Source organism: Burkholderia anthina (genome assembly GCF_001547525.1).
GTDB classification, from domain to species: Bacteria; Pseudomonadota; Gammaproteobacteria; order Burkholderiales; family Burkholderiaceae; genus Burkholderia; species Burkholderia semiarida.
The window spans coordinates 1,566,728-1,587,102 of sequence record NZ_LNJP01000003.1; the positions used below are offsets into that span (position 1 = coordinate 1,566,728).

At 69.0% G+C, this 20,375-nt stretch carries 19 protein-coding genes; 5 read left to right on the top strand and 14 right to left on the bottom strand.

Annotation, left to right across the window (positions count from 1 at the left end; translation table 11 throughout):
• Window positions 1-128: 128 nt before the first annotated feature.
• Both WS64_RS27075 and WS64_RS27080 read left to right on the top strand, forming a co-directional pair.
• Window positions 129-2,264, top strand: coding sequence for a penicillin-binding protein 1A (locus tag WS64_RS27075; protein WP_060968607.1), 2,136 nt, complete (start codon window positions 129-131; stop codon window positions 2,262-2,264).
• A gap of 6 nt (window positions 2,265-2,270) precedes the next feature.
• Window positions 2,271-2,882: a trimeric intracellular cation channel family protein gene (locus tag WS64_RS27080; protein ID WP_060968261.1), complete on the top strand. Its 612-nt coding sequence runs from the start codon at window positions 2,271-2,273 to the stop codon at window positions 2,880-2,882.
• 67 nt (window positions 2,883-2,949) lie between these two features.
• Here the strand turns inward: WS64_RS27080 and WS64_RS27085 are convergent, their stop codons facing one another.
• From WS64_RS27085 to WS64_RS27125, 9 genes are all read right to left on the bottom strand, one after another.
• Window positions 2,950-3,780, bottom strand: a complete 831-nt coding sequence (locus WS64_RS27085) for a heme ABC transporter ATP-binding protein (RefSeq protein WP_060968262.1) — start codon at window positions 3,778-3,780, stop codon at window positions 2,950-2,952.
• A 19-nt stretch (window positions 3,781-3,799) separates the two neighbouring features.
• Window positions 3,800-4,888: a FecCD family ABC transporter permease gene (locus WS64_RS27090; RefSeq protein ID WP_060968263.1), complete on the bottom strand. Its 1,089-nt coding sequence runs from the start codon at window positions 4,886-4,888 to the stop codon at window positions 3,800-3,802.
• Window positions 4,889-4,903: 15 nt separating this feature from the next.
• On the bottom strand, window positions 4,904-5,821 hold the full coding sequence (locus tag WS64_RS27095; protein WP_060968264.1) for a heme/hemin ABC transporter substrate-binding protein: 918 nt from the start codon (window positions 5,819-5,821) through the stop codon (window positions 4,904-4,906).
• Window positions 5,818-6,909: a hemin-degrading factor gene (locus tag WS64_RS27100; protein ID WP_059641480.1), complete on the bottom strand. Its 1,092-nt coding sequence runs from the start codon at window positions 6,907-6,909 to the stop codon at window positions 5,818-5,820. Before WS64_RS27100 ends, WS64_RS27095 begins: the two co-directional genes overlap by 4 nt.
• 49 nt (window positions 6,910-6,958) lie before the next feature.
• Complete coding sequence (locus tag WS64_RS27105) at window positions 6,959-9,232, bottom strand: TonB-dependent hemoglobin/transferrin/lactoferrin family receptor (RefSeq protein ID WP_060968265.1); 2,274 nt, start codon at window positions 9,230-9,232, stop codon at window positions 6,959-6,961.
• Window positions 9,233-9,477: 245 nt separating this feature from the next.
• A complete protein-coding gene (locus WS64_RS27110; protein ID WP_060968266.1) occupies window positions 9,478-9,705 on the bottom strand; it encodes a hypothetical protein in 228 nt (75 codons plus the stop codon).
• Between the two features lie 187 nt (window positions 9,706-9,892).
• A complete protein-coding gene (locus WS64_RS27115; protein ID WP_060968267.1) occupies window positions 9,893-10,276 on the bottom strand; it encodes a DUF6232 family protein in 384 nt (127 codons plus the stop codon).
• 124 nt (window positions 10,277-10,400) lie between these two features.
• Entirely contained in the window at window positions 10,401-10,661 is a 261-nt protein-coding gene (locus WS64_RS27120) for a DUF2866 domain-containing protein (RefSeq protein WP_011548992.1), read from the bottom strand.
• A 206-nt stretch (window positions 10,662-10,867) separates the two neighbouring features.
• Window positions 10,868-12,025, bottom strand: a complete 1,158-nt coding sequence (locus WS64_RS27125; protein WP_060968268.1) for a porin — start codon at window positions 12,023-12,025, stop codon at window positions 10,868-10,870.
• A 309-nt stretch (window positions 12,026-12,334) separates the two neighbouring features.
• Here WS64_RS27125 and WS64_RS27130 point away from each other — a divergent pair, with 309 nt between their 5' ends.
• Window positions 12,335-13,141: a MetQ/NlpA family ABC transporter substrate-binding protein gene (locus WS64_RS27130; protein ID WP_059641488.1), complete on the top strand. Its 807-nt coding sequence runs from the start codon at window positions 12,335-12,337 to the stop codon at window positions 13,139-13,141.
• A gap of 157 nt (window positions 13,142-13,298) precedes the next feature.
• Here WS64_RS27130 and WS64_RS27135 read toward each other — a convergent pair whose 3' ends face one another.
• From WS64_RS27135 to WS64_RS27150, 4 genes are all read right to left on the bottom strand, one after another.
• Window positions 13,299-14,414 carry a succinylglutamate desuccinylase/aspartoacylase family protein gene (locus tag WS64_RS27135; RefSeq protein ID WP_059581947.1) on the bottom strand — a complete coding sequence of 372 codons (1,116 nt, stop codon included), beginning with the start codon at window positions 14,412-14,414 and terminating at the stop codon, window positions 13,299-13,301.
• 223 nt (window positions 14,415-14,637) lie between these two features.
• Window positions 14,638-15,420 (bottom strand): ABC transporter substrate-binding protein, encoded by a 783-nt coding sequence (locus WS64_RS27140; protein ID WP_059641491.1) that lies wholly within the window; start codon window positions 15,418-15,420, stop codon window positions 14,638-14,640.
• 226 nt (window positions 15,421-15,646) lie between these two features.
• On the bottom strand, window positions 15,647-16,567 hold the full coding sequence (locus WS64_RS27145; RefSeq protein ID WP_059581952.1) for a LysR family transcriptional regulator: 921 nt from the start codon (window positions 16,565-16,567) through the stop codon (window positions 15,647-15,649).
• A 66-nt stretch (window positions 16,568-16,633) separates the two neighbouring features.
• A complete protein-coding gene (locus WS64_RS27150) occupies window positions 16,634-17,581 on the bottom strand; it encodes a GlxA family transcriptional regulator (protein WP_059641494.1) in 948 nt (315 codons plus the stop codon).
• A gap of 106 nt (window positions 17,582-17,687) precedes the next feature.
• Between WS64_RS27150 and WS64_RS27155 the strand changes: the two genes are divergently transcribed.
• Entirely contained in the window at window positions 17,688-17,996 is a 309-nt protein-coding gene (locus tag WS64_RS27155) for a DUF3817 domain-containing protein (RefSeq protein ID WP_059581956.1), read from the top strand.
• A complete protein-coding gene (locus WS64_RS27160; RefSeq protein ID WP_060968269.1) occupies window positions 17,993-18,394 on the top strand; it encodes a CopD family protein in 402 nt (133 codons plus the stop codon). The genes WS64_RS27155 and WS64_RS27160 overlap by 4 nt, the downstream gene beginning before the upstream one ends.
• 175 nt (window positions 18,395-18,569) lie before the next feature.
• Here WS64_RS27160 and WS64_RS27165 read toward each other — a convergent pair whose 3' ends face one another.
• Entirely contained in the window at window positions 18,570-19,958 is a 1,389-nt protein-coding gene (locus WS64_RS27165; protein ID WP_059641498.1) for an NCS2 family permease, read from the bottom strand.
• Between the last annotated feature and the right edge of the window lie 417 nt (window positions 19,959-20,375).

Sequence of the window (20,375 nt, forward strand, 5' to 3'; positions counted from 1 at the left end):
TAGCCAGCCAAACTTTGGCTAAAGAATGTTCCGGTTTCGCGCCATCCCTTCGACAATGCGCGCCTTCCGTGACCGATCGGCGCGCTGCTCGCGCGCCGGCCGTCGCGGCATTGAAGAAGGAGCCCGACATGACCGATCCCACCGCCCACCCGCCACCACCCGCGCCGCCATCCGCACCGCCGCGCCGCCGCCGTGTATGGCGCACGCTCGCGGGCGCGCTACTCGGCCTGACGCTCGCGTGCGCAGGCATCGGCGCGTGGACGATCGATCGCATCTGGACGCAGTTGCCGTCCGTCGAACACCTGGCCGTCTATCGTCCCGCGCTGCCGCTGCGGATATTCTCGCGCGACGGCGACCTGCTGGCCGAATACGGCGTCGAGCGGCGCGAGTTCGTGCCGCTCGAACGCATCCCGCCGCTGATGCGCCATGCGCTGCTCGCGGCCGAGGACGCGAAGTTCTACGAGCACGGCCCCGTCGATATCGGCGGCCTCGCGCGCGCGACGTTCGCGAACGTCGTCACGGGGCAGCCGGGGCAGGGCGGCAGCACGATCACGATGCAGGTCGCGCGCAACTTCTACCTGACGCGCGACAAGGTGCTGAGCCGCAAGCTCGCCGAGATCCTGATGGCAGCCAAGCTCGAACGCGCATACAGCAAGGACAAGCTGCTCGAGCTGTACATGAACGAGATCTATCTGGGCGAGCGCGCGTATGGCTTCGCGGCCGCCGCGCACGTGTACTTCGGCAAGCCGCTCGACGCGCTGAACGCGGGCGAGGCGGCCGTGCTCGCCGGGCTGCCGAAGGCGCCGTCCGCGTTCAACCCGGTCGTCAACCCGGCGCGCGCGACCGCGCGGCGCAATTACGTGCTCGGCCGCATGCATGCGCTCGGCCAGCTCGACGATGCGGCGTATCGCGCGGCCGTCGACGCGCCGATCGCGCTCGCGACCACGCCGCCGCCCGGCATCGTCGCCGCGCCGTACGTCGCGGAGCGGGCGCGCCGGATGATGGTCGAGCGGTTTCATGACGATGCGTACACGCTGGGCCTCGACGTGACGACGACGATCTCGATGCGCGACCAGCGCGCGGCCGAAGCCGCGCTCGAGCGCACGCTGAGCCGTCAGGCGCGCGCGAAGCGCGATACGCGCAACGGGCTCGAAGGCGCGCTCGTGTCGCTCGATGCGGCTACCGGCGACATGCTCGCGCTGGTGGGCGGCGCGGACTTCAATCGCAACGTGTTCGACCACGCGTTGCAGGCGTATCGCCAGCCGGGGTCGAGCTTCAAGCCGTTCGTCTATTCGGCGGCGCTGGAGAAGGGCTACTTCCCCGGCGTGCTCGTCGACGATACGCAGCGCACGCTCACGCATGCGGAAACCGGCGCGCGGCCGTGGCGTCCGCGTAATTTCGCCAACCACTACGAGGGCTTCATCCCGGTGCGGCGTGGGCTCGTGCGCTCGAAGAACCTCGTCGCGGTCAGCCTGATGCAGGCCACGGACGCGCGCTACGTGCAGCAGCACGCGGTGCGCTTCGGCTTCGACGCGCAGCGCAATCCGGCGTCGCTGCCGCTCGCGCTCGGCGCGGGCGCCGTGACGCCGCTCGAACTCGCGAGCGCGTACAGCGTGTTCGCGAACGGCGGCACGCGGATGGAGCCACGCCTGATCCTGTCGGTGAAGCAGCGTCACGGCGGCGCGATGTACGAGGCGACCGTGCCGGCGGGCGAGCGCGTCGTGTCGGCGCGCAATGCGTTCGTGATGGACAGCATGCTGCGCGACGTCGTGCGGGCCGGCACCGCGCGCGGCGCGCTCGCGCTGCGGCGTGACGACGCGGCCGGCAAGACGGGCACGTCGAACGGGTCGAAGGACGTATGGTTCGCGGGCTACTCGTCGGGCATCGTCGCGGTCGCATGGCTCGGCTACGACACGCCGCGCCCGATGGGGCGCGCGACCGGCGCGACGCTCGCGCTGCCGGTCTGGCTCGATTACATGAAGACGGCCGTCGACGGGCGCACGCCGGTCGATGCGACGCCGCCGCAGGACGTCGTGCTCGTCGACGGCGATTTCGTCTACGCCGAATACACGCGCGGTACGTGCACGGCCGACGTGCCGACGTATATCCGCAGCCGCTTCGCATGCGGCGGCGCGGCGGCCATCGATGCGCCGGATGCGTTGGGTGCGCGGGCCGACCACGGCAAGCGCGACGAACCGATGCCCGCCGCCGTCGATGCGGCCGAGCGCGAACGCGTGCTCGACCTGTTCCGGACCGACGACTGACGCGCGATGCATACGCTCTACCTGATTGCGATCGTCGCGGAAGCGATGTCGGGGGCGCTGATGGGCATGCGCCGCGGAATGGACCGCTTCGGGCTCGCGCTCGTCGGCGCGGTGACGGCGCTCGGCGGCGGCACGGTGCGCGACGTGCTGCTCGGCCACTATCCGCTCGGCTGGATCGCGCATCCCGAATACCTGGTGATCACGCTCGTCGCGGCGACCGTCGCGTCGTGGGCGGCACGCCATGTCGCGCGGATGAAGGCGCTGTTCGTCACCGTCGATGCGATCGGCCTCGCGGCGTTCACGATCATCGGCTGCGACGTCGGCGCGTCGGCGGGCACGGCGCCGATCATCGTCGTGCTGGCCGGCGCGATCACGGGCGTGTGCGGCGGGATGCTGCGCGATTTGCTCTGCAACGAGATGCCGCTGATCCTGCGCGAGGAGCTGTATGCGAGCGTAGCGTTCGTCACGGGCACGCTGTATGTCGGGATGCAGTCTCTCGGCATCGACGCGGGGTTCGCGACGCTCGTCGCGCTGGCGGCCGGCTTCTCGATGCGGACGCTCGCGGTGCGACTCGGCTGGAAGATGCGGACCTTCGGCGCGGCGGACGTCGAGCATTGAGCGCACGCGCCGGTGCCTGCCGCGCCGGCATTCAGTCGGGCTGCATCACCTGAAAGACGTTCCCTTCCTACGCGGGCACCATCACCGGCGGCGTCCCGTCGCCGGTTTCCACCATCTTCACCGCGAAGCCGTAGCACCGCGCGATATGGGCGGGCGTCATCACGTCGCGCGGTGCGCCATGCGCGACGATCGTGCCGTCGGCGAGCATCGCGATCGTATCCGCATGCCGCGCGGCGAGGTTCGGATCGTGGACGATGGCGAGCACGCCGAGCCGCCATTCGCGCGCGACGGCGCGCACGGTATCGAGCAGGCGGTGCTGGTGCGCGAGATCGAGCGCGGCGGTCGGTTCGTCGAGCAGCAGGTAACGCGGGCCGGTTTCCATCGCGTCGTGGTCCGGCCACAGCTGCGCGAGGACGCGGGCGAACTGCACGCGCGCGAGTTCGCCGCCCGACAGTGTCGTGACGTCGCGGCCGACGAGCGCGTCGGCGCCCGCGCGTTCGAGCGCGCGCCACGCGATGTCGCGATCGCGATGCGCGATCACGTGGCGCGCGCCGCTGCGCCGCGCATGCGGATAGCGGCCGAGCAGCACGATTTCGTCGACGCTGAACGGGAACGCCGGCTGCGCGGCCTGCGGCAGCACCGCGCGCAGGCACGCGAGCCGCGGCGCGTCGATGCGCGCGAGCGGTTCGCCGTTCAGCGTGACGTCGCCCGTCACGCGCACGCCGTTCGGCGCGATGCCGCCGGTCAGCTCGCCGGCGAAGGTTTTCAGCAGCGTGCTCTTGCCCGCGCCGTTGCGGCCGAGCAGCGCGGTCACGCGGCCGGGTTCGATCGACAGCGACAGGTCGCACAGGATCGTGTCGTGCCGGCGGGCGACGCCGAGGTGGTGGGCAGTCAGCATGGTCGTCGTGATGAAGGGATTACCCGCCGAGCGCGCCGCGGTTCTTCCACAGCAGCGCGAGGAAGAACGGCGCGCCGAGCAGCGCGGTCAGCACGCCGAGCGGAATGTCGGCGGGCGCGGCGACGGTGCGCGCGGCGAGATCGGCCGCGAGCGTCAGCAACGCGCCGAGCAACGCGGCGCCGGGCAGCACAATGCGCTGGTCGGGGCCGCACGCGAGGCGCACGCAATGCGGCGCGACGAGCCCGATGAAGCCGATGACGCCCGCGCAAGACACGAGCGCGCCGACCGCCAGCGCGACCGCGACGAGCACACGCCGCTTCAGCCGCTGCACCGGCACGCCGAGATGCAGCGCTTCGGTTTCGCCGAGCTGCAGCGCGTTCAGCGCGTCGCGTTCGCGTACGAGCAGCCCGCAGCCGAGCGCGACGCACGGCGCGACGGCCGCCAGCGTCGTCCATTGCGCGCCGCCGAGGCTGCCGAGGCTCCAGAAGGTCAGCGAACGCAGCTGGGCGTCGTCGGCGACGAACGTGAGCAGCCCGATCGCCGCGCCGGCCAGCGCATTGATCGCGATGCCGGCGAGCAGCAGCAGCGGCAGTGCGAGCCGGCCGCGCGACGCGGCCAGCCGGTAGACGAGCGCCGCGACCGCGAGCCCGCCCGCGAACGCGGCGACCGGCAGCCCGGCCGCGCTCGCGTGCGCGGCGAAGAGCGCGGGCCCGAGCACGATCAGCGTGGTCGCGCCGAGCGCGGCGCCGCTCGACACGCCGACGAGCCCCGGATCGGCGAGCGGATTACGGAACAGCGCCTGCATTGCGGCGCCGGTCGCGCCGAAGCCGCCGCCGACCAGCAGCGCGAGCGCGACGCGCGGCGCGCGGATGTCGAGCAGCACCGCGCGCGCCTGCTGCGCGGCCGCGTCGCCGCTCAGCGCGGCCCAGGCTTGCGCCAGCGGAATGCGGTACGCGCCGACGCACAGCGCGACGACGGACATCGCGGCCACCAGAACGGCGAGCGCGGCCAGGACGACTGGCGCGAAGCGGCGCGACGTGCCGAGGCGCGCGGCGCCGGTGCGCGCGGCGCGCCGCGGTGCGTTGAAGGGCGAAGCGTGAGCGGGCATCGGGTCGATCCGGAATCAGGCGAGCGCATCGGACAGGCGTCGATGCAGGGTCGTGACGGCGAGCGGCAGGCGCGGGCCGAAGCCGAGCAGGAACAGCGCGTCGAGCGATACGACGCGCCGCGCGCGGCCGGCCGGCGTCGCGCCGAACCCGGGCGTCGCGAGCAACGCGGCGTGACCGCCGACGGCCGCCAGTCCTTCGTCGGTGATCAGCACGACGTCGGGCGCGGCCGCCGCGAGCGCCTCGGTGGTCAGCGGCTTGTAGTGATCGAAGCCCTGCATCGCGTTGCGCGCGCCCGCATAGCGGATCATCGCGTCGGCGGCCGTGCGCTGGCCCGCGACGAGCGCCTGCGCGCCGGTATGGTTCAGCACGAACAGCACACGCGGCGGCTGCGCGCCGCCGGGCACGCGCGCGGCGACCGCGTCGCGCGCGGCCTGCCAGTCGCGATCGAAACGCTGCAGCAGCACGGTGCCGGCGTCGCGCACCTCGAGCGCCTGCGCGACGCCGGTGATCTTCGCGCGCACCGATTCGACGTCGTGGCGCTCGTCGAACGTCGTCACCGCGACGCCCGCGCCTTTCACCTGCGCGATCGCCGTCGGCGGGCCGGCTTCCGCCGAGGCCAGCACGAGATCGGGCCGCAGCGACAGCAGCCCCTCGGCCGACAGCGCGCGCTGGTAGCCGACCTTCGGCAGGCGCTTCGCGGCGTCGGGATACGTGCAGGTCGTGTCGGCGCCGACGAGCCGGTAACGCGGCGTCTCGGCGCCGCCGAGCGCGAATGCGGTCTCCGCGAGCGCGCCGCCGATCACGATCACGCGCTTCGGGGCGGCGGCCGCGACCTGGGCGAGCACGCCGCCGGGCAGCGCGCCGGCGAGCGCACCGGCCGCCGCGCCGGCCAGCAGCGACCGGCGGCGCGGATCGAACGGCCGCGCGCTCACCGCGCGGCCCCGCGTGCGGCCGCCGGCAGCGTCGCGACGAGCGAGCGCCAGTCGTCGCGCTCGACCTTGCCGGGCTTGCGCTCGCCGAACAGCAGCGCGACGTGCTCGCCCTGCCGGTCGAACAGCTCGAGCGACGTGACGATGCCGTCGCTCGTCGGCTTCTTCACGACCCATGCGGCGGCGATCAGGTCCTCGCGTACATGAAGGTTGAAGCCCGGATCGAGGACATTGATCCACGCGCCGACCTCGCGCACGTTCGCGACGGGGCCCGTATGGATCTGGATCATTCCCGCATTGCCGACGAACACCATGATCGGCTGGCCGCTTTTCGCGGCCTGTTCGAGCACGTGGCGCAACGCATGCGCGGTCTCGACCGGATACGCGTATTGCGGATCGGCGAGACGCAGGGCCTGCAGGCGGCTCACGCCGAAGCGCTGCGTGAGGCCGAAGAACTGGTGCGTGTCGGTCATCGCATCCCACGCGGCGCGAAAGCCCGCGACGTCGATCTCGCTATCGGCGCGCTCGGGCGTTTTCGGCGCGGCGGGCGTGACCTCGAGGCCCGGCTTTTGCGACGGTGCGCGCCAGCGCTCGACGAATGCGTCGTACGCCGCGTGATCGCTGTGCGCGCGCAGATAGACCTTGTGGATCGCATGGCCCTGCGCATCGAAGAACTGCAGGCTTTTCAGCGGGCCGTGCGCGGTCTCGTCGCGCACCGCGAATGCCGACACCCAGTGACGATAGAAGATGCGCAGGTCGATGTCGCCGAGCGCGAGGCCGACCGGGCCGTCGTGGCTCATCTGCGCATATTCGCCATCCTTTTCATGCACGGCCGTGTCGTTGCGCGTGAGCGCCATCACGCGGCCGAGGCGCGGCATTTCCTCGAACATCGCCGGGAAGCGCGCGTCGAGCCGCACGACGTGCTCGCCGACGAACGCGCCGAGCGCCTCGCCTTCGCTGACGCCGAGCGCCTGCGCGACGTCGCGGTTGCGCAACTGGCGCTCGGTCTTGAGCTTGATGAACGCATCGCGCAGCGCGGCGACCGCGCGGGCCGACGTGGCCGGCTGACCGGGAAGGGCGGAATGCATCATGTCGGACTCCTTCGAGTAACGGTTGGGGTGGGTGCGCGGGCAGCGCGCATCAGAAATCCACTTTCATGCTGACGGCGACCGTGCGGCCGGGCGACGAATACGCGTCGAGCACTTGCGAATCGGCCGCGATGCCGCGCACGTCCGACCAGTTCCAGTACTTGCGGTCGAACAGGTTGCGGATGCCGATCGTCGCGCTCACGTGCTTGTTGAAGCGGTAGCCGCCGCGCAGGTCGACGACGAACGACGACGGCGGCGTGAAGCACGCCTTGTTCGAACAGTCGGATTTGTCGACGTCCTTGTCGCGTTTGGCGGCCTGGAATAGCAGATCGGTCTGCACGAACCAGCGTTCGCCCGGTTCATACCGCACGCCGAACACGGCCGAGAACGGGTTCACGGTGTTCAGCGGCTGGCTGGCCGCGCCGTCGTTCTGCGTCGAGCCCTTCGTGAAGGCCATCGCCGTCTTCAGCGTGATGCCGTTAGGCATCGCCCATTCGGCGCGGCCTTCGAGGCCGTGGATGCGCGCATCGGCGAAGTTCACGTACTGGAACACGAACGGGTCGACCGGCCGGCCGCTGCCGGCGATCGTCGTGCGCGAGATGAAGTTGCGGTAGCGGCCGGTGAACGCGGCCGCGCTGTAGCGCACGACGCCGTAGCCGGTGCCGGCCTTGCCGCGCAGGCCGGCTTCGAACGTGTCGCTGGTCTCGGGCTTCAGGTTCGGATTGCCGATCGACGTGTAGCCGTACACGGGGTTCGAGAAGCTGCTGTTCACCTGGTCGGGCGTCGGCGCGCGGAAGCCGTGCGCGTACTGCACGTACGGAATGACCGCGGGCGTGATCTCGTAGAGCACGGCGACGCGCGGCGACAGTTCGTTCGCGCTCGTCGACACGGCCTTGCCGGTGAACAGCGGATCGTTTTCGGTGGGGCTCAACCGGTACGTGTCGAAGCGCAGGCCCGGCGTGACGAGCAGGCGGCCGTAGCCGATCTGGTCCTGCACGAACGCGCCGAACAGCGTGTAGTCGGTGTCGGGAAACGCCTTGTTCGGGAACGCTTCGCCGACGCCCGGCACCGTGCCGTCGCGCAGGTTCGTCACGCGCGACAGGCTGCCGTCCACGCCGTAGAGCAGCTTGTGCGCGAGCGGGCCGGTCGCGAAGCCGCTTTCGGCGAACGCGGAGCCGCCGAACGTGCGCTCCTTGTACTGGTTGTCGCGCGAACGCGAGGGCTGCCTGCCGCGCGTCTCGAACGCGTACTGGTCCTGCTTCGCGTCCTGGTAGTAGAACTGCACGTGCGCGGTCTGGAACCAGCGGAATGCATCGTCGCGGAAGTCGTAATCGACGCTGAAGCGATTGCGCTCGAGCCGGTCGTGCGTCGTCAGGCCGAGCGTGGCCGGCGCATTGATCGCCGACAGCACGTCGGTGCTCACGCGCCGCTGCACCGTTTCGGCGGTGAACTTGATCGTGTCGCGCGTGGTGGGCGTCAGCACGAGCTTGCCGAGCAGCGATTCCGAATACACGTCCTGCGGGTTCGACGTCGTGCGCAGCGTGCTCGCCGAGTTGTTGCCGCCGCGCGTGTCGACCTCGTGGCCGCGCCGGCCGTCGGCGATGATCATCCCCTGGATGCGGTCGTTGCCGCCCGCGGCCGACACGGTCGCGCCGATGCTGCGGTCGGTCGAGTCGTAGCTCGGCCGGAACGAGAAGTAGTAAGGCTTGTTGTAGACCGACAGCAGGTCGCGCGGGTCCTTCGTGATGAAGTTCACCGCGCCGGTCAGGCCGTCGCTGCCGTAGAGCGCCGACGCCGGCCCGCGCAGGATCTCGATGCGCTTGAGCGTGTCGAGATCGGCGTAGTCGCCGCGGCCGGCTTCGAGCGGGCCGAACGAGAACGCGTTCGGCAGGCGGATGCCGTCTTCCATCAACAGCACGCGATTGCCTTCGAGACCGCGGATGTTGATGCTCGAATCGCCGTCGCGGCCGCCGCCGAGCGCGGCGCTGCCGGGCCGGTACGCGGTGCGGCGCACCGTGATGCCGGGCTCGTAGCGCAGCGCGTCCTTGATGTTGGTGGCCTGCTGCTCTTCCAGATCGTCGTCGGTGATCACCGACACGGACGCCGCCGTGCGGCTCGCCGCGGTGGCGGTGCGGGTGGCCGTGACGGTGACGGGGTCGAGCAGCGCCGCATCGCCGCGCGCGGATGCGGCAGCGGCGGTCAGGACGGCAGAAGGCGGCGTGACGCCTTGCGGCGACGAATCGGCGTAAGCCGTGGCGGCGAACAGGCCGAACGCGCCGAACAGCGCGGCACGGATCGGCCGCCGCGCCAGCATGGAGCAATGCACAGGTGGTCTCCCATTGACGATAACAAGCCCGAAGGCTGGCTGGGTGACGCGTTCACCTGGCTGGCCCGTTTGCGCGCGGCATGCGGCAAACGGCGATTTGAAAGGCAACTGACAACCTTGACAGTGTAAATGAGAATTATTATCAATACAAGGACGCAAAGCGGCTCATGCGAGTGAGCGCTCGCCTGCGCGGCTCGGCCGAGCTCGGGTCGGAAATTTGGGAGAAACCGGGGCGCGAACGCGCTCTAAGCCAGCGCTTCGACGCGAATCAGCAGGTTGCGCGCGTGCGCGACGAACGCGTCGTGCGTTGCGCGATCGCCGTGGCTTTCGATACCGGCCTGTTCGGCGAACGCGATCTGGTCGGTGTAGAGCTCGACGAGCGCACGGCGTGCGTCAGGGGGAAGCGCACGGATCATCGACACGATCAGCAACTCCTGCGCGCGAAGCATGCCGGACAGCGATTGAGCGTTCATGCTGGCCTCCTCGGACGATGCGGCGGCGAGCCGCTCTTTCCATACTAGGCGCTCGGCGGCGGAGGTGGAGGCGAGGTGCGTGCGTGGCGGCGGCCGGCACGCGATTCCGCGCGAACGTGGCGCGAGCCGACATTCGCCGCGTGCGTGCGGCCGGCGGGAACCGGCACGCAAGCGAATGCGAGGAAAATCAGCCGGCCGCGGTGGCGGACCGCGCATCGCGCACGACCTGCGCGACGCGTTCGACGAACTCGGCGTCGACGCTCGACAGCGCTTCGCGCTTGCCGTCGGGCATCTCGACCATCAGGCGGTAGGTGACGTCCTGCGTGGTCCAGGCGAGATAGCCGACGACGGCGAGCATCACGCCGACCACGAGCGCGGCGCTCGATGCGCCGATGCCGCCCGCGATGGCGATGGCCACGCCGATCAGCGAGATCAGCGACGGCACGAGACGGTTCTTCGGAATCTTGACGACGTCGACGTGGCGGATGTCACGCAGTGCGAATACCTGCCCGGCGGCCGACAGGCCGTTGCGCGTGACCATGACGCCACGTTCGTTGAATGCGTTTTCCATCATGTGTTGCGTGGACGAAAACGCGCAGCGTAGCAGGTTTCGTTGCCGCGTCAAACGAGACCGACTGCCGCACGATGCCCGCGGCGCGGCCGACTGACGGGAGGCGCAGGGAACGGAAACGCGCTCAGAACTGTAGCCGGCCGTCGCCGTAAAGCCGGCCCGGCACGTGCGACGCGACGACCTCGGCGATTTCTTCGTCGGTCGATTCGGCCGGCACGATCTGGCGCCGCGCGGGCGCGTCGAGATGCATCGTCCATTCGACGAGGCGATACGGGCGGCCCCAGGGGCGCTGCATTTCAACCGAGACGCGGCAGCTCTGGACCGGCAGCGAGTGTTGGCACGTGAGAATCGCGTGCAGATGGCTGAAAACGGTATCTTCGATCATCATGGCCTCCGATCCTGTCTTGTGGGCAATCGATGGCGGCGCCGTCGGCGTTTAAAAAAAAAGCCGCCGATGCTCAGGCGGCCAACAGGGGGGGTGAGAGCATCGTCTCAGCCCAGAATTAAGCGAAACTTAAAAGCCCATAAAAAAGCGCCCCGCGTGGAGCGGGGCGCTTCTTGCCGTCGTGATCCGCGAGTTAAGCGGATGCTTTAGAACTTGTGACGGATACCGACGCGAGCGGCCAACTGGTTCGACGAACCCGTGCCCGACGTGTTGAAGTAGCTCGTGCTCGAACCGATCTGCGCCTGCACGTTGTTGCCCGACGCCTTCTGGTAGATCACCAGGCCATACACGTCCGTGCGCTTGCTCAGCGCGTAGTCGAGGCCCACGTTGCCCTGGTTCCAGTGCGCCGCGCTGCCGCTTTGCGTCGCGTTCGTGTACGTGTAGCCCGCTGCCGCCGACAGCGCCGGCGTGAACGCATACTTCACGCCTGCTTCGTATGCGTTGTAGAACGTGCCCGATGCGCCGGCCGCGATCGGGGTGAACTGCGTGCGCGTCCAGAGCAGCCATGCCGTTGCCGGGCCGAAGACGTAGCGGCCGCCGACGCCGTACGTGCGCAGGTCGCGGATGTTCGTCAGCGCGATGTTCGCGATCGACGTCGAGAAGGCCGGCGTCGACTGGCTCGGGAAGCGGATGTCCGTGTATGCCGCGCCGAGAGCGAACGGGCCGTTCGCGTAGTTCAGGCCGAAGCTGTATGCGCGCGACGAGCCGGGCGTCGTCGTGGTGCCCGTCGTCGTCGACGGTGCGCCGGCGAAGTCGGTCGAGTTCGAGAAGCCGTACAACGCGCCGAACGTGAAGCCGGCGTAGTTCGCGCTCTGGAACTTCACCGCGTTGTTGATGCGGCTCGACGTGAGCTGGTCGATGTCGTTCACGTGGTACGCGTAGTTGCCCGCGACCGTGTTGCCGCCCGTCGAGTAGTTCGAGCCGAGGATGTCGGTCGAGAACGAGTACTGGCGGCCGAACGTGACCGTGCCGTATTGCGCCTGGCTCAGGCCGACGTACGCTTGACGGCCGAAGATCGCGCCGCCCTGGCCGATCGTGCCGTTGCCGCTGTTGAAGCCGTTTTCGAGCACGAAAATCGCCTTCAGGCCGCCACCGAGGTCCTCGGTGCCGCGCAGGCCCCAACGGCTGCCCTGGGCCACGCCGTCGTCGTACTTGAACAGCTTGCCGCTGCCGGTAGCGGTCTTGCTGTGGTTCACGTAGCTGATACCGGCATCGATGACGCCGTACAGGGTCACGCTGCTTTGTGCGTGCGCCGTGCCGGCCGTTGCTGCGAGGGCGGCGATGGTCAACAGTTTCTTGTTCAAAGGATTCTCCGAGCGATTGAATGGCGTGTCCAGTTGCGGTTCCGGCGCTCTCTGCGGGCGCTCTCACGGACCGGCGCAACTTTATCGGCGGGCCACGTAATGAATATGACAGCGACTGTCATATGACGAATGTGTGGTGCCGATGCGACACGGAATTCTGCCCGGGTTGCCTGGCGAGGGTTATACCGATTTCGGCTGAGATTCGATCCCGATCCGGAATATGCACATGAAATAAGCTTGGTTTGCGGCGTTCGCGCCCCGTGCCACGATCCGTCCTCCAACACACGACACGGGACAAAGAGGACACCCATGCGACGTTCGATCCTGACCGGCCTCGGCGCACTCGCCGCCGCGCTGGCATTTGCCGCGCCCGGCGCGCACGCCGACCCGCAAACGCTGAAGATCGGCACGATGAGCGGCCCCGACGCGCAAATCTGGACCGAGGTGACGAAGGTCGCCGCGCGCGAAGGCCTTGCGATCAAGGTGATCGAATTCAACGACTACGTGCAGCCGAACGCGGCGCTCGATGCCGGCGATCTCGATGCGAACGGCTTCCAGCACCAGCCGTTCCTCGACAGCCAGATCAAGCAGCGCGGCTACAAGATCGTCAACGTCGGGCTGACCTACACCGCGCCGATGGGCTTCTATTCGAAGAAGCTCAAGTCGCTGAAGGATCTGCCGGTCGGCGCGAAGGTCGGAATCCAGAACGATCCGTCGAACGGCAACCGCGCGCTGTTGCTGTTGCAGAAGTACGGCGTGATCAAGCTGAAGGCCGGCGCCGGCACGAACGGCGTGAACGCGACGCCGCTCGACGTCGCCGAGAATCCGAAGAAGATCAGGATCGTCGAACTCGACGCCGCGCAACTGCCGCGCGCGCTGCCCGATCTCGACGCCGCGTCGATCAACACCGACTACGCGGTGAAGGCCGGGCTCACGCCGGTGAAGGATGCGATCGCGATCGAGGATCTGCGCGGGCCGTACGCGAACCTGATCGCGGTGCGCGCGCAGGACAAGGACAAGCCGTGGGTGAAGAAGCTCGTCGCGGCCTATGAATCGAACGACGTGCGCAAGTTCATCGAACAGAAGTTCGGCGGCGCGATCGTGCCGGCGTTCTGAGCGGCCTTCGCGCATGGCGGCCGGCGGCGCGGTATCGGCCGCCGACCCGCGCCCCGGAAAGCCAATCGCCCGCGCAAGCGGGCGATTTCATTGGTGGATGCGGATGGTGCGCATGCGCGCCGCGGCCCGGCCCGGCGCGCGGGCCGGACACTCGGGCTCAGGCCGACAGCAGCGAGCCGGTGCGGATCGCGGTCGCGCCGGCGATGCGCGCGACTTCCATGCCGGCCGTCGCGAAGCGCACGACCTGGCGCGCGTACAGCACGCCCGACACGCTGCTCTTCAGCGTGACGACGCGATCGGTCAGCGGATCGACGATGTCGGCCACGGCCTGGCCGGCCTCGATCATCACGCCGACCGGCGTACGGAACACGATCACGCCCGACACGGGCGCGACGAGCGGATCGGTGCCCGCGAGCGGCGTGGCCGGATGCGCGAGTGGCGGCAGCGGTGCCGGCGTGCCTTCGACGACGCCGCGCTCGGTCAGGTATTCGACGATCGCTTGGGCATCCTTTTCGGCGAACTCGTACGACACGTCGCGTTCGCTGCGCAGTTCCACGGTGACGGAAATCGCGCCGTTCGGGATCGGGAAGCGGTCGCCGAAGCGGTTGCGCAGATCCGACCAGCAGAAGCTGTGGATTTCGTCGAACGGGTTGCCGACCGAATTCAGCGCGAGCAGCGACGCCTTGGCATCGAGATAGCGCGCCAGCGGCTCGACGTCCGGCCAGAGATCGGGATTCGTGTAGAGGTGCATCACCGCATCGCTGTCGCAGTGCAGGTCGAGCACGATATCGGCGTCGAACGACAGCTTCTGCAGCGCGAGGCGCTGCGAGTCGAGTTCGGTGCGCGGCTTCTGCTCGTCGAGCGCTTCGCGCATCGCGGTGCGCACGACGGCGAGATTGCGCTGCGCGTCGTTCGTGAGGCGGTCTTCCACGCGCGGCAGCACGAGCGCCGCGAGATCGTAGAAATTGCGGTTGAAGTTCTGCATCGAGCCGAGCTCGAAGCGGCCGAGGTGATCGCCGAACACGTGTTGCGACAGGCCGATCGGATTGGGCACGGGCACGATGACGATTTCGCCGCGCAGCTTGCCGGCCGTCTCGAGCGCGGCGATCTTGCGGCGCAGCAGCGTGGCGACCAGCATGCCGGGCAACTCGTCCGCGTGCAGCGACGACTGGATGTAGACCTTCTTGCCGCCGCGCGGGCCGTAGTGGAAGCTGGTGATCTGGCGTTCGGTGCCGACGGCGGGGGAAATCAGCGGATGGGTCTGCGTTTGCATGATGAGGGGAGTGCGGCGCAGCCGCGAATGATCCGTGTGCGTGGAAGATCGATTGTACGTTGCCTTCCTCGCCCCCACCAAACCGGCGCCGGAACATCCGGTTTCCCGTTGAGAATCATCGGGTTGGCGCGGAAAAAATAACGTCGTCCGCGCCGCGCGCAAAAAAACGGGCTCCTTGCGGAGCCCGTCGGTGTCGCGCCGAATCGCGCGTCGGTCGGCCGGATTACTTGCCGTAGACGTCGAAATCGAAGTACTTCTTCGCGATCTTGTCGTACGTGCCGTCCTTGCGCATGCCAGCGATCGCGCCGTCGATCTTCGCCTTCAGGTCGGTGTCTTCCTTGCGCAGGCCGATGCCGGCGCCGTTGCCGAGCGTCTTCGGATCGTCGAGATCCTTGCCGGCGAAGTCGAAGTTCGCGCCGCGCGGCGTCTTCAGGAAGCCGATCTCGGCTTGCACCGCGTCCTGCAGCGCGCCGTCCAGACGGCCGGAGATCAGGTCGGCGTAGACCTGGTCCTGGTTCTGGTAAGGCACGACGTTCACGCCCTTGGACGCCCAGTACGTCTTCGCATAGGTTTCCTGGATCGTGCCCTGCTCGACGCCGACCGACTTGCCCTTCAGCGATTCGGCCGTCGGCTGCAGGTTCGCGCCCTTCTTCGTGACGAGGCGCGTCGGCGTGTTGAACAGCTTTGCCGAGAACGCGATCTGTTCGGCGCGCGCCGGCGTCATCGACATCGACGACAGCACGCCGTCGAACTTGCGGGCCTTCAGCGCCGGGATCATCCCGTCGAAGTCGTTCTCGATCCACACGCACTTCGCGTTGATGCGGCGGCAGATCTCGTTGCCGAGATCCACGTCGAAGCCGACCACCTTGCCGTCGGCGCCTTTCGATTCGAAGGGCGGGTAGCTTGCGTCGACGCCGAACCGCACGGTCGACCAGTCCTTCGCGTACGCGCTGCCGGCCGATACGGCGAGCAGGGCCACGGTCACAGCCGCAAGAATCTTTTTCACTCGGTGACTCCTCGTTTTGTTCGATGGGTGCGCGGTTGTGCCGCGCCGTAAGCCTTCGGCCCGCCGCGGCTTCGCGTCGGACAGTCCGTTTCGCCCGCCCGATGGGGGCGCGCGACGTGCGCAAGATTATCAAGACAAAATACCGGCGGGGCGCCTAGGACAAGCCCCGATACCGGGCCCGGCGGCGGCGCGTCGGACGCACCGCCGTTTCACACACAGGAACGATTCAGCCGAGCGTTTCGTTGACCGCGCGCTGCAGGCACGTGACGAAGTGCGACACGGCGGGCGTGGGCAGCAGGTCGCGCCGCGCGATGATCGACAGGTCGAAGCGCGGCATGCTTTCGTCGAGTTCGGCCGTGCGGATGCCGAGCGGCGCGACCATCGCGGCGAGCGGGCGCGTGAAGCAGCCGATCACGTCCGAGCGCGCGACGAGCCCGAGCGTCACCGCGAACGACATCGGCGAGCGCAGCAGGCGTTTGGGCAGCGGCAGCCCGTGCGCCTCGAACATCCCGACCATCACGCTGTGCGGGAACTGCTCCGCGCCGACCGTGACGATCCATTCGGCATCGAGCAATTCCTCTAACCGGCGCGCCTGCGCGAGCGGGTGGCCGTCGCGCATCACGATCGTGAATTCGGTCGACAGCAGCGGCAATTGCGTGAAATCGCGGTCGAGCGCGGGCACATGGTGCATTGCAGCGATGTCGAGCGTGCCGTTGCGCAACTGCGCGAGCGCATCGGGCACCGTCACTTCCTCCAGATGCAGGCTGACGTTCGGCATCGACTCGCGGAACGCCGTCACCGCGTGCGGCAACGCCGTCAGCGCGATCGACGGCATCGTGCCGACCGCGACGCGGCCCGACATCTCGCCTTTTACCTGCTCGACGGCCTCGACCGTGCGGCGGACGTCGCCGAGCAACTGCTCGGCGCGCGGCAGTAGCGCCTCGCCGCACGCGGTCAGCTCGACGCCGCGCACGCTGCGCGCGAGCAATTCCGCGTTGAGCGCCGTTTCGAGCTCGCGGATCGTGTGCGTGATCGCCGGCTGCGTGACGCCGAGCTCGCGCGCGGCGGCGCGCAGGCTCTTCAGGTGCGCGGCGGAGACGAACGCCTGGAGCTGCGCGATGTTCAAGGGATTGCGGATGCGGGTCATCGGTCGGGTCCGGTTGGCGCGAAAGGGGGCGGCGGGTTCGGATTCAGGCGGCGATCCGGATGCACGTCACGCGTCGGCGCGTGCGCGGAACGCCTGCCGATAGCGCTGCGGCGACGTGCCGACGATGCGTGAGAAGCGCTCGCGAAACGCGGTGACCGACCCGAACCCGGCTTCCGTCGCCACATGTTCGATCGACAGTTCGGTCACCTCCAGCAACTGCTGCGCATGCCTGACGCGCGCGGTCTGCAGCCATTGCCCGGGCGACGTGCCCGTCTGCTCCTGGAAGCGCCGCGTCAGCGTGCGCACGCTGGTCGACGCCTTGCGCGCGATCGCGTCGAGCGTCAGCGGCTGGCGCAGGTTCGCGTGCAGCCAGTCCATCAGGTCGTGCAGCCCGTCGCCGCCGGCCGGCCATTCGGGTGCGATGAACTGCGCCTGCCCGCCTTCGCGCACGCGCGGCGCCACCGCGCTGCGGGCCGCGTCGACCGCGACGGCCGCGCCATAGTCGGCCTGGATCATGTGCAGGCACAGATCGAGACCGGCCGCCGCGCCGGCCGAGGTCAGGATCCGGCCGTTGTCGACGAACAGCACGTTCGCATCGACGTCGACGTTCGGGTAGCGGCGCGCGAGTTCGGCGGCCGCGAGCCAGTGCGTCGTCGCGCGCAGGCCGTCGAGCAGCCCGGCCTCCGCGAGCACGAACGCGCCGCTGCAGATCGACGCGATCCGGCGCCCGCGCGCGGCCGCCGCGCGCAGCGCATCGAGCACGCGGCGCGACGTGGGCGCGAGCGGCACCGACGTGCCGGGGACCATGATCGTGTCGGCGTCGGCCAGCGCATCGAGGCGAAACGGCGGGCGCAGCTCGAACAGGTCGCCGCCGACGCGCGGCTGCTCGCTGCATACGCGTACACGGTACGCCTGCGCGACGTTCGGCGCGCGAACGCGCGCGAACGTGTCGCAGGCGACGCCCAGATCGAACGGGACGACATCGGGCAAGGCAAGAACGGCGACCGTATGCATGGCGTTCGCGGCCGTGGCCAGAATCCGTTGAAAGATGTCATTCTAGCCAATGGCTCGACCCGGCACCACACGCGACAATCGCGGCGGACCACCTGGAGGCCTGCCGATGAACCAAGACGATCGCAACGCGTTGCGGAACCTGCAATACCTGTCGCTGCTGGAAGCGGCCACGCTCGTCGTGCTGGTGTGCGTGGCCGTGCCGCTCAAGCACCTGGCCGGGTATCCGGTCGCGGTATCGATCATGGGCCCGGTTCACGGCATCGCGTTCGCGATGTACGTGTGGGCGGTGGTCGGCACCGCGTCGAGCGGGTTGTGGAGCAAGGGCGAGGTCGCGCGGCTCGTGCTGTCGGCCGTGGTGCCGTTCGCGGGACTGGCGAGCGCCGGCTGGATCGCGCGCAGGCGGCACGCGCGATGATTTACCTGGTGCTGAAGGCCGTGCATCTGGTCGCCGTCGTCACGTTCGTCGGCGGGCTGCTGCTGTCGTCCGTCGCGGTCCGTATCGCGAACCTCGCCGTGCATCGCGCGGTGCGGCGCTGGGATCGCACGGTGACGGCGCCCGCGCTCGCGATCGTCTGGATCGCCGGCATCGCGCTCGCGTTGAGCGGTCACTGGTTCGGCACCGCGTGGCTGTCGGCGAAGCTCGCGTTCGTCGTCGCGCTGTCGGTGCTGCACGGAATCCTGGCCGGCACGCTGCGGCGCATGGAGCGCGACGATCTCGTCGCCGTGCCGGCGCCGTGGCTCGGGCGGACGGCGGGCGCGGTGATCGTCGCGATGGCGCTCGTCGTTGGGCTGGCCGTGATCAAGCCGTTCTGACGGGGCGGGGGCGCGCGCCGTTTTCGCGACGGGCGTCATGCCGCGCCGCACCGGCAAAAAAGGCCTGGAAACTCGCGTTCCCAGGCCGGCAGACCATCGACGACGATGGTGGAGGAGACGATCTCGTCCCGATGCGCGCCGCCTTCGTGCCGGCGACGTCGCGCATGGCGTGCGCTCAGATGGCCCAGCCGCCGAGATAGAACGTGACGAGCACGGCCGCGATCAGCACGGTGCCGACGTTGAGCTTGCGGAATTCGCCGCTGGCGAGGCGGCCGATCACGAGCGTCGAGAAGCCGAGCATGATGCCTGTCACGATGTTCGCGGTCAGCACGATGAACACCGCGCACACGAGGCCCGACATCGCGTCGACCATGTCGTCCATGTGCAGCTTGCTCACGCTGCCGAGCATCAGCAGGCCGACGTACATCAGTGCGGGCGCCGTCGCATACGACGGCACGAGGCCCGCGAGCGGCGAGAAGAACATCACGACGAGGAACAGCAGGCCGACCACGGCGGCCGCGAGCCCCGTCTTCGCGCCCGCGGCCACGCCGACGCTCGACTCGATGTAGGCGGCCGCCGGCGCGCCGCCGAGGAAGCCGGAGAAGATCGAGCTGACCGAATCGGCGGTCAGCGCGCGGCCGCCGTTGATGATGCGGCCGTTCTCGTCGAGCTGGCCGGCCTGGCCCGCGACCGCGCGGATCGTGCCGGTCGCGTCGAACACGGCGGTCATCACCAGCGCGAGCACGCTCGGCAGCACGGCCATCGACAGCGCGCCCTTGATGTCCATCGCGCCGATCAGCGATGCGTGGCCCGGTGCGCTCAGCGACGGCAGTGCGAAGATGCCGCGGTACTTCACGCCCGGATCGAAGATCAGGCCGAACACCGAGATCGCGATCACGACGAGCAGGATGCCGCCCGGCACGCGGCGCTTTTCGAGGCCGAAGATCGCGGCGAGGCCGATGACCGACATGATGACCGGGAACGCGGTGATCTGGCCGAGCGAGACCGGCAGGCCGGCGCCCGGGTTCTTGATCACGAGGCCGACGTCGTTCGACGCGATCAGCAGCAGGAACAGGCCGATGCCGATGCCCGTGCCGTGCGCGACGCCCGCGGGCAGGTTGCGCAGGATCCACGAACGCACGCCGGTGATCGAGATGCCGGTGAACACGAGGCCCATCAGGAACACGGCGCCGAGCGCGACCGTCGGAGGCAGCCCCTTGCCGAGCACGAGGCCGAACGCGGTGAACGCGGTCAGCGAGATCGCGCAGCCGATCGCGATCGGCAGCTTCGCCCACAGGCCCATCAGCAGCGAGCCGAACGCGGTGGTGACGCACACGGCGACGAACACGGCGCTCGTGTCGAAGCCGGCCTTGCCGAACATGCCGGGCACGACGAACACGGAATAGACCATCGCGAGGAAGGTGGTCACGCCGGCAATGATCTCGCGGCGCTGCGTGCTGCCGCGCGACGAAATGCCGAAATAGCGGTCGATGACTCCCTGGGCGCCGAAGTCAGTTTCTTCCGCGCCGACGCCGACCGTCGGCTGCACCGGGGTATCACTCATGAGCTTGCTCCTTTATCAGCATGCTGAAACGGCCCGTTGCGAACCGTCGTCAGGGTGTCTCGTATCTGGTTGGGATTGTTCGGCGACGTCGTGGGGACGAACGACGCGCGATGCGTGTCGTTACGCTCGAATCGAAGCGATCGCGAGGGTGTCGCGTCGGACGACGCGTGCCGTGGTCGACCCCGTCGCGTGTGCCTTGCCGTAGCGAAGGTTAGGCGAGCCGCCCATCACGTCCCATCGGGGGACGAGCATGCAGCGCATGTCGCAGCGCTTATATCGGCGTGCGACGGGGCTCCGCCGCGCCGACACGCGTGTATACGCCTAGTTCGAATCCGTTAAGGCGACTATTTGAATGCGGGCGCGGCGGGCGGGGCGTTGGGTATTACGAATGACTTTCAGGGCGGCCCGGAAGGCCAG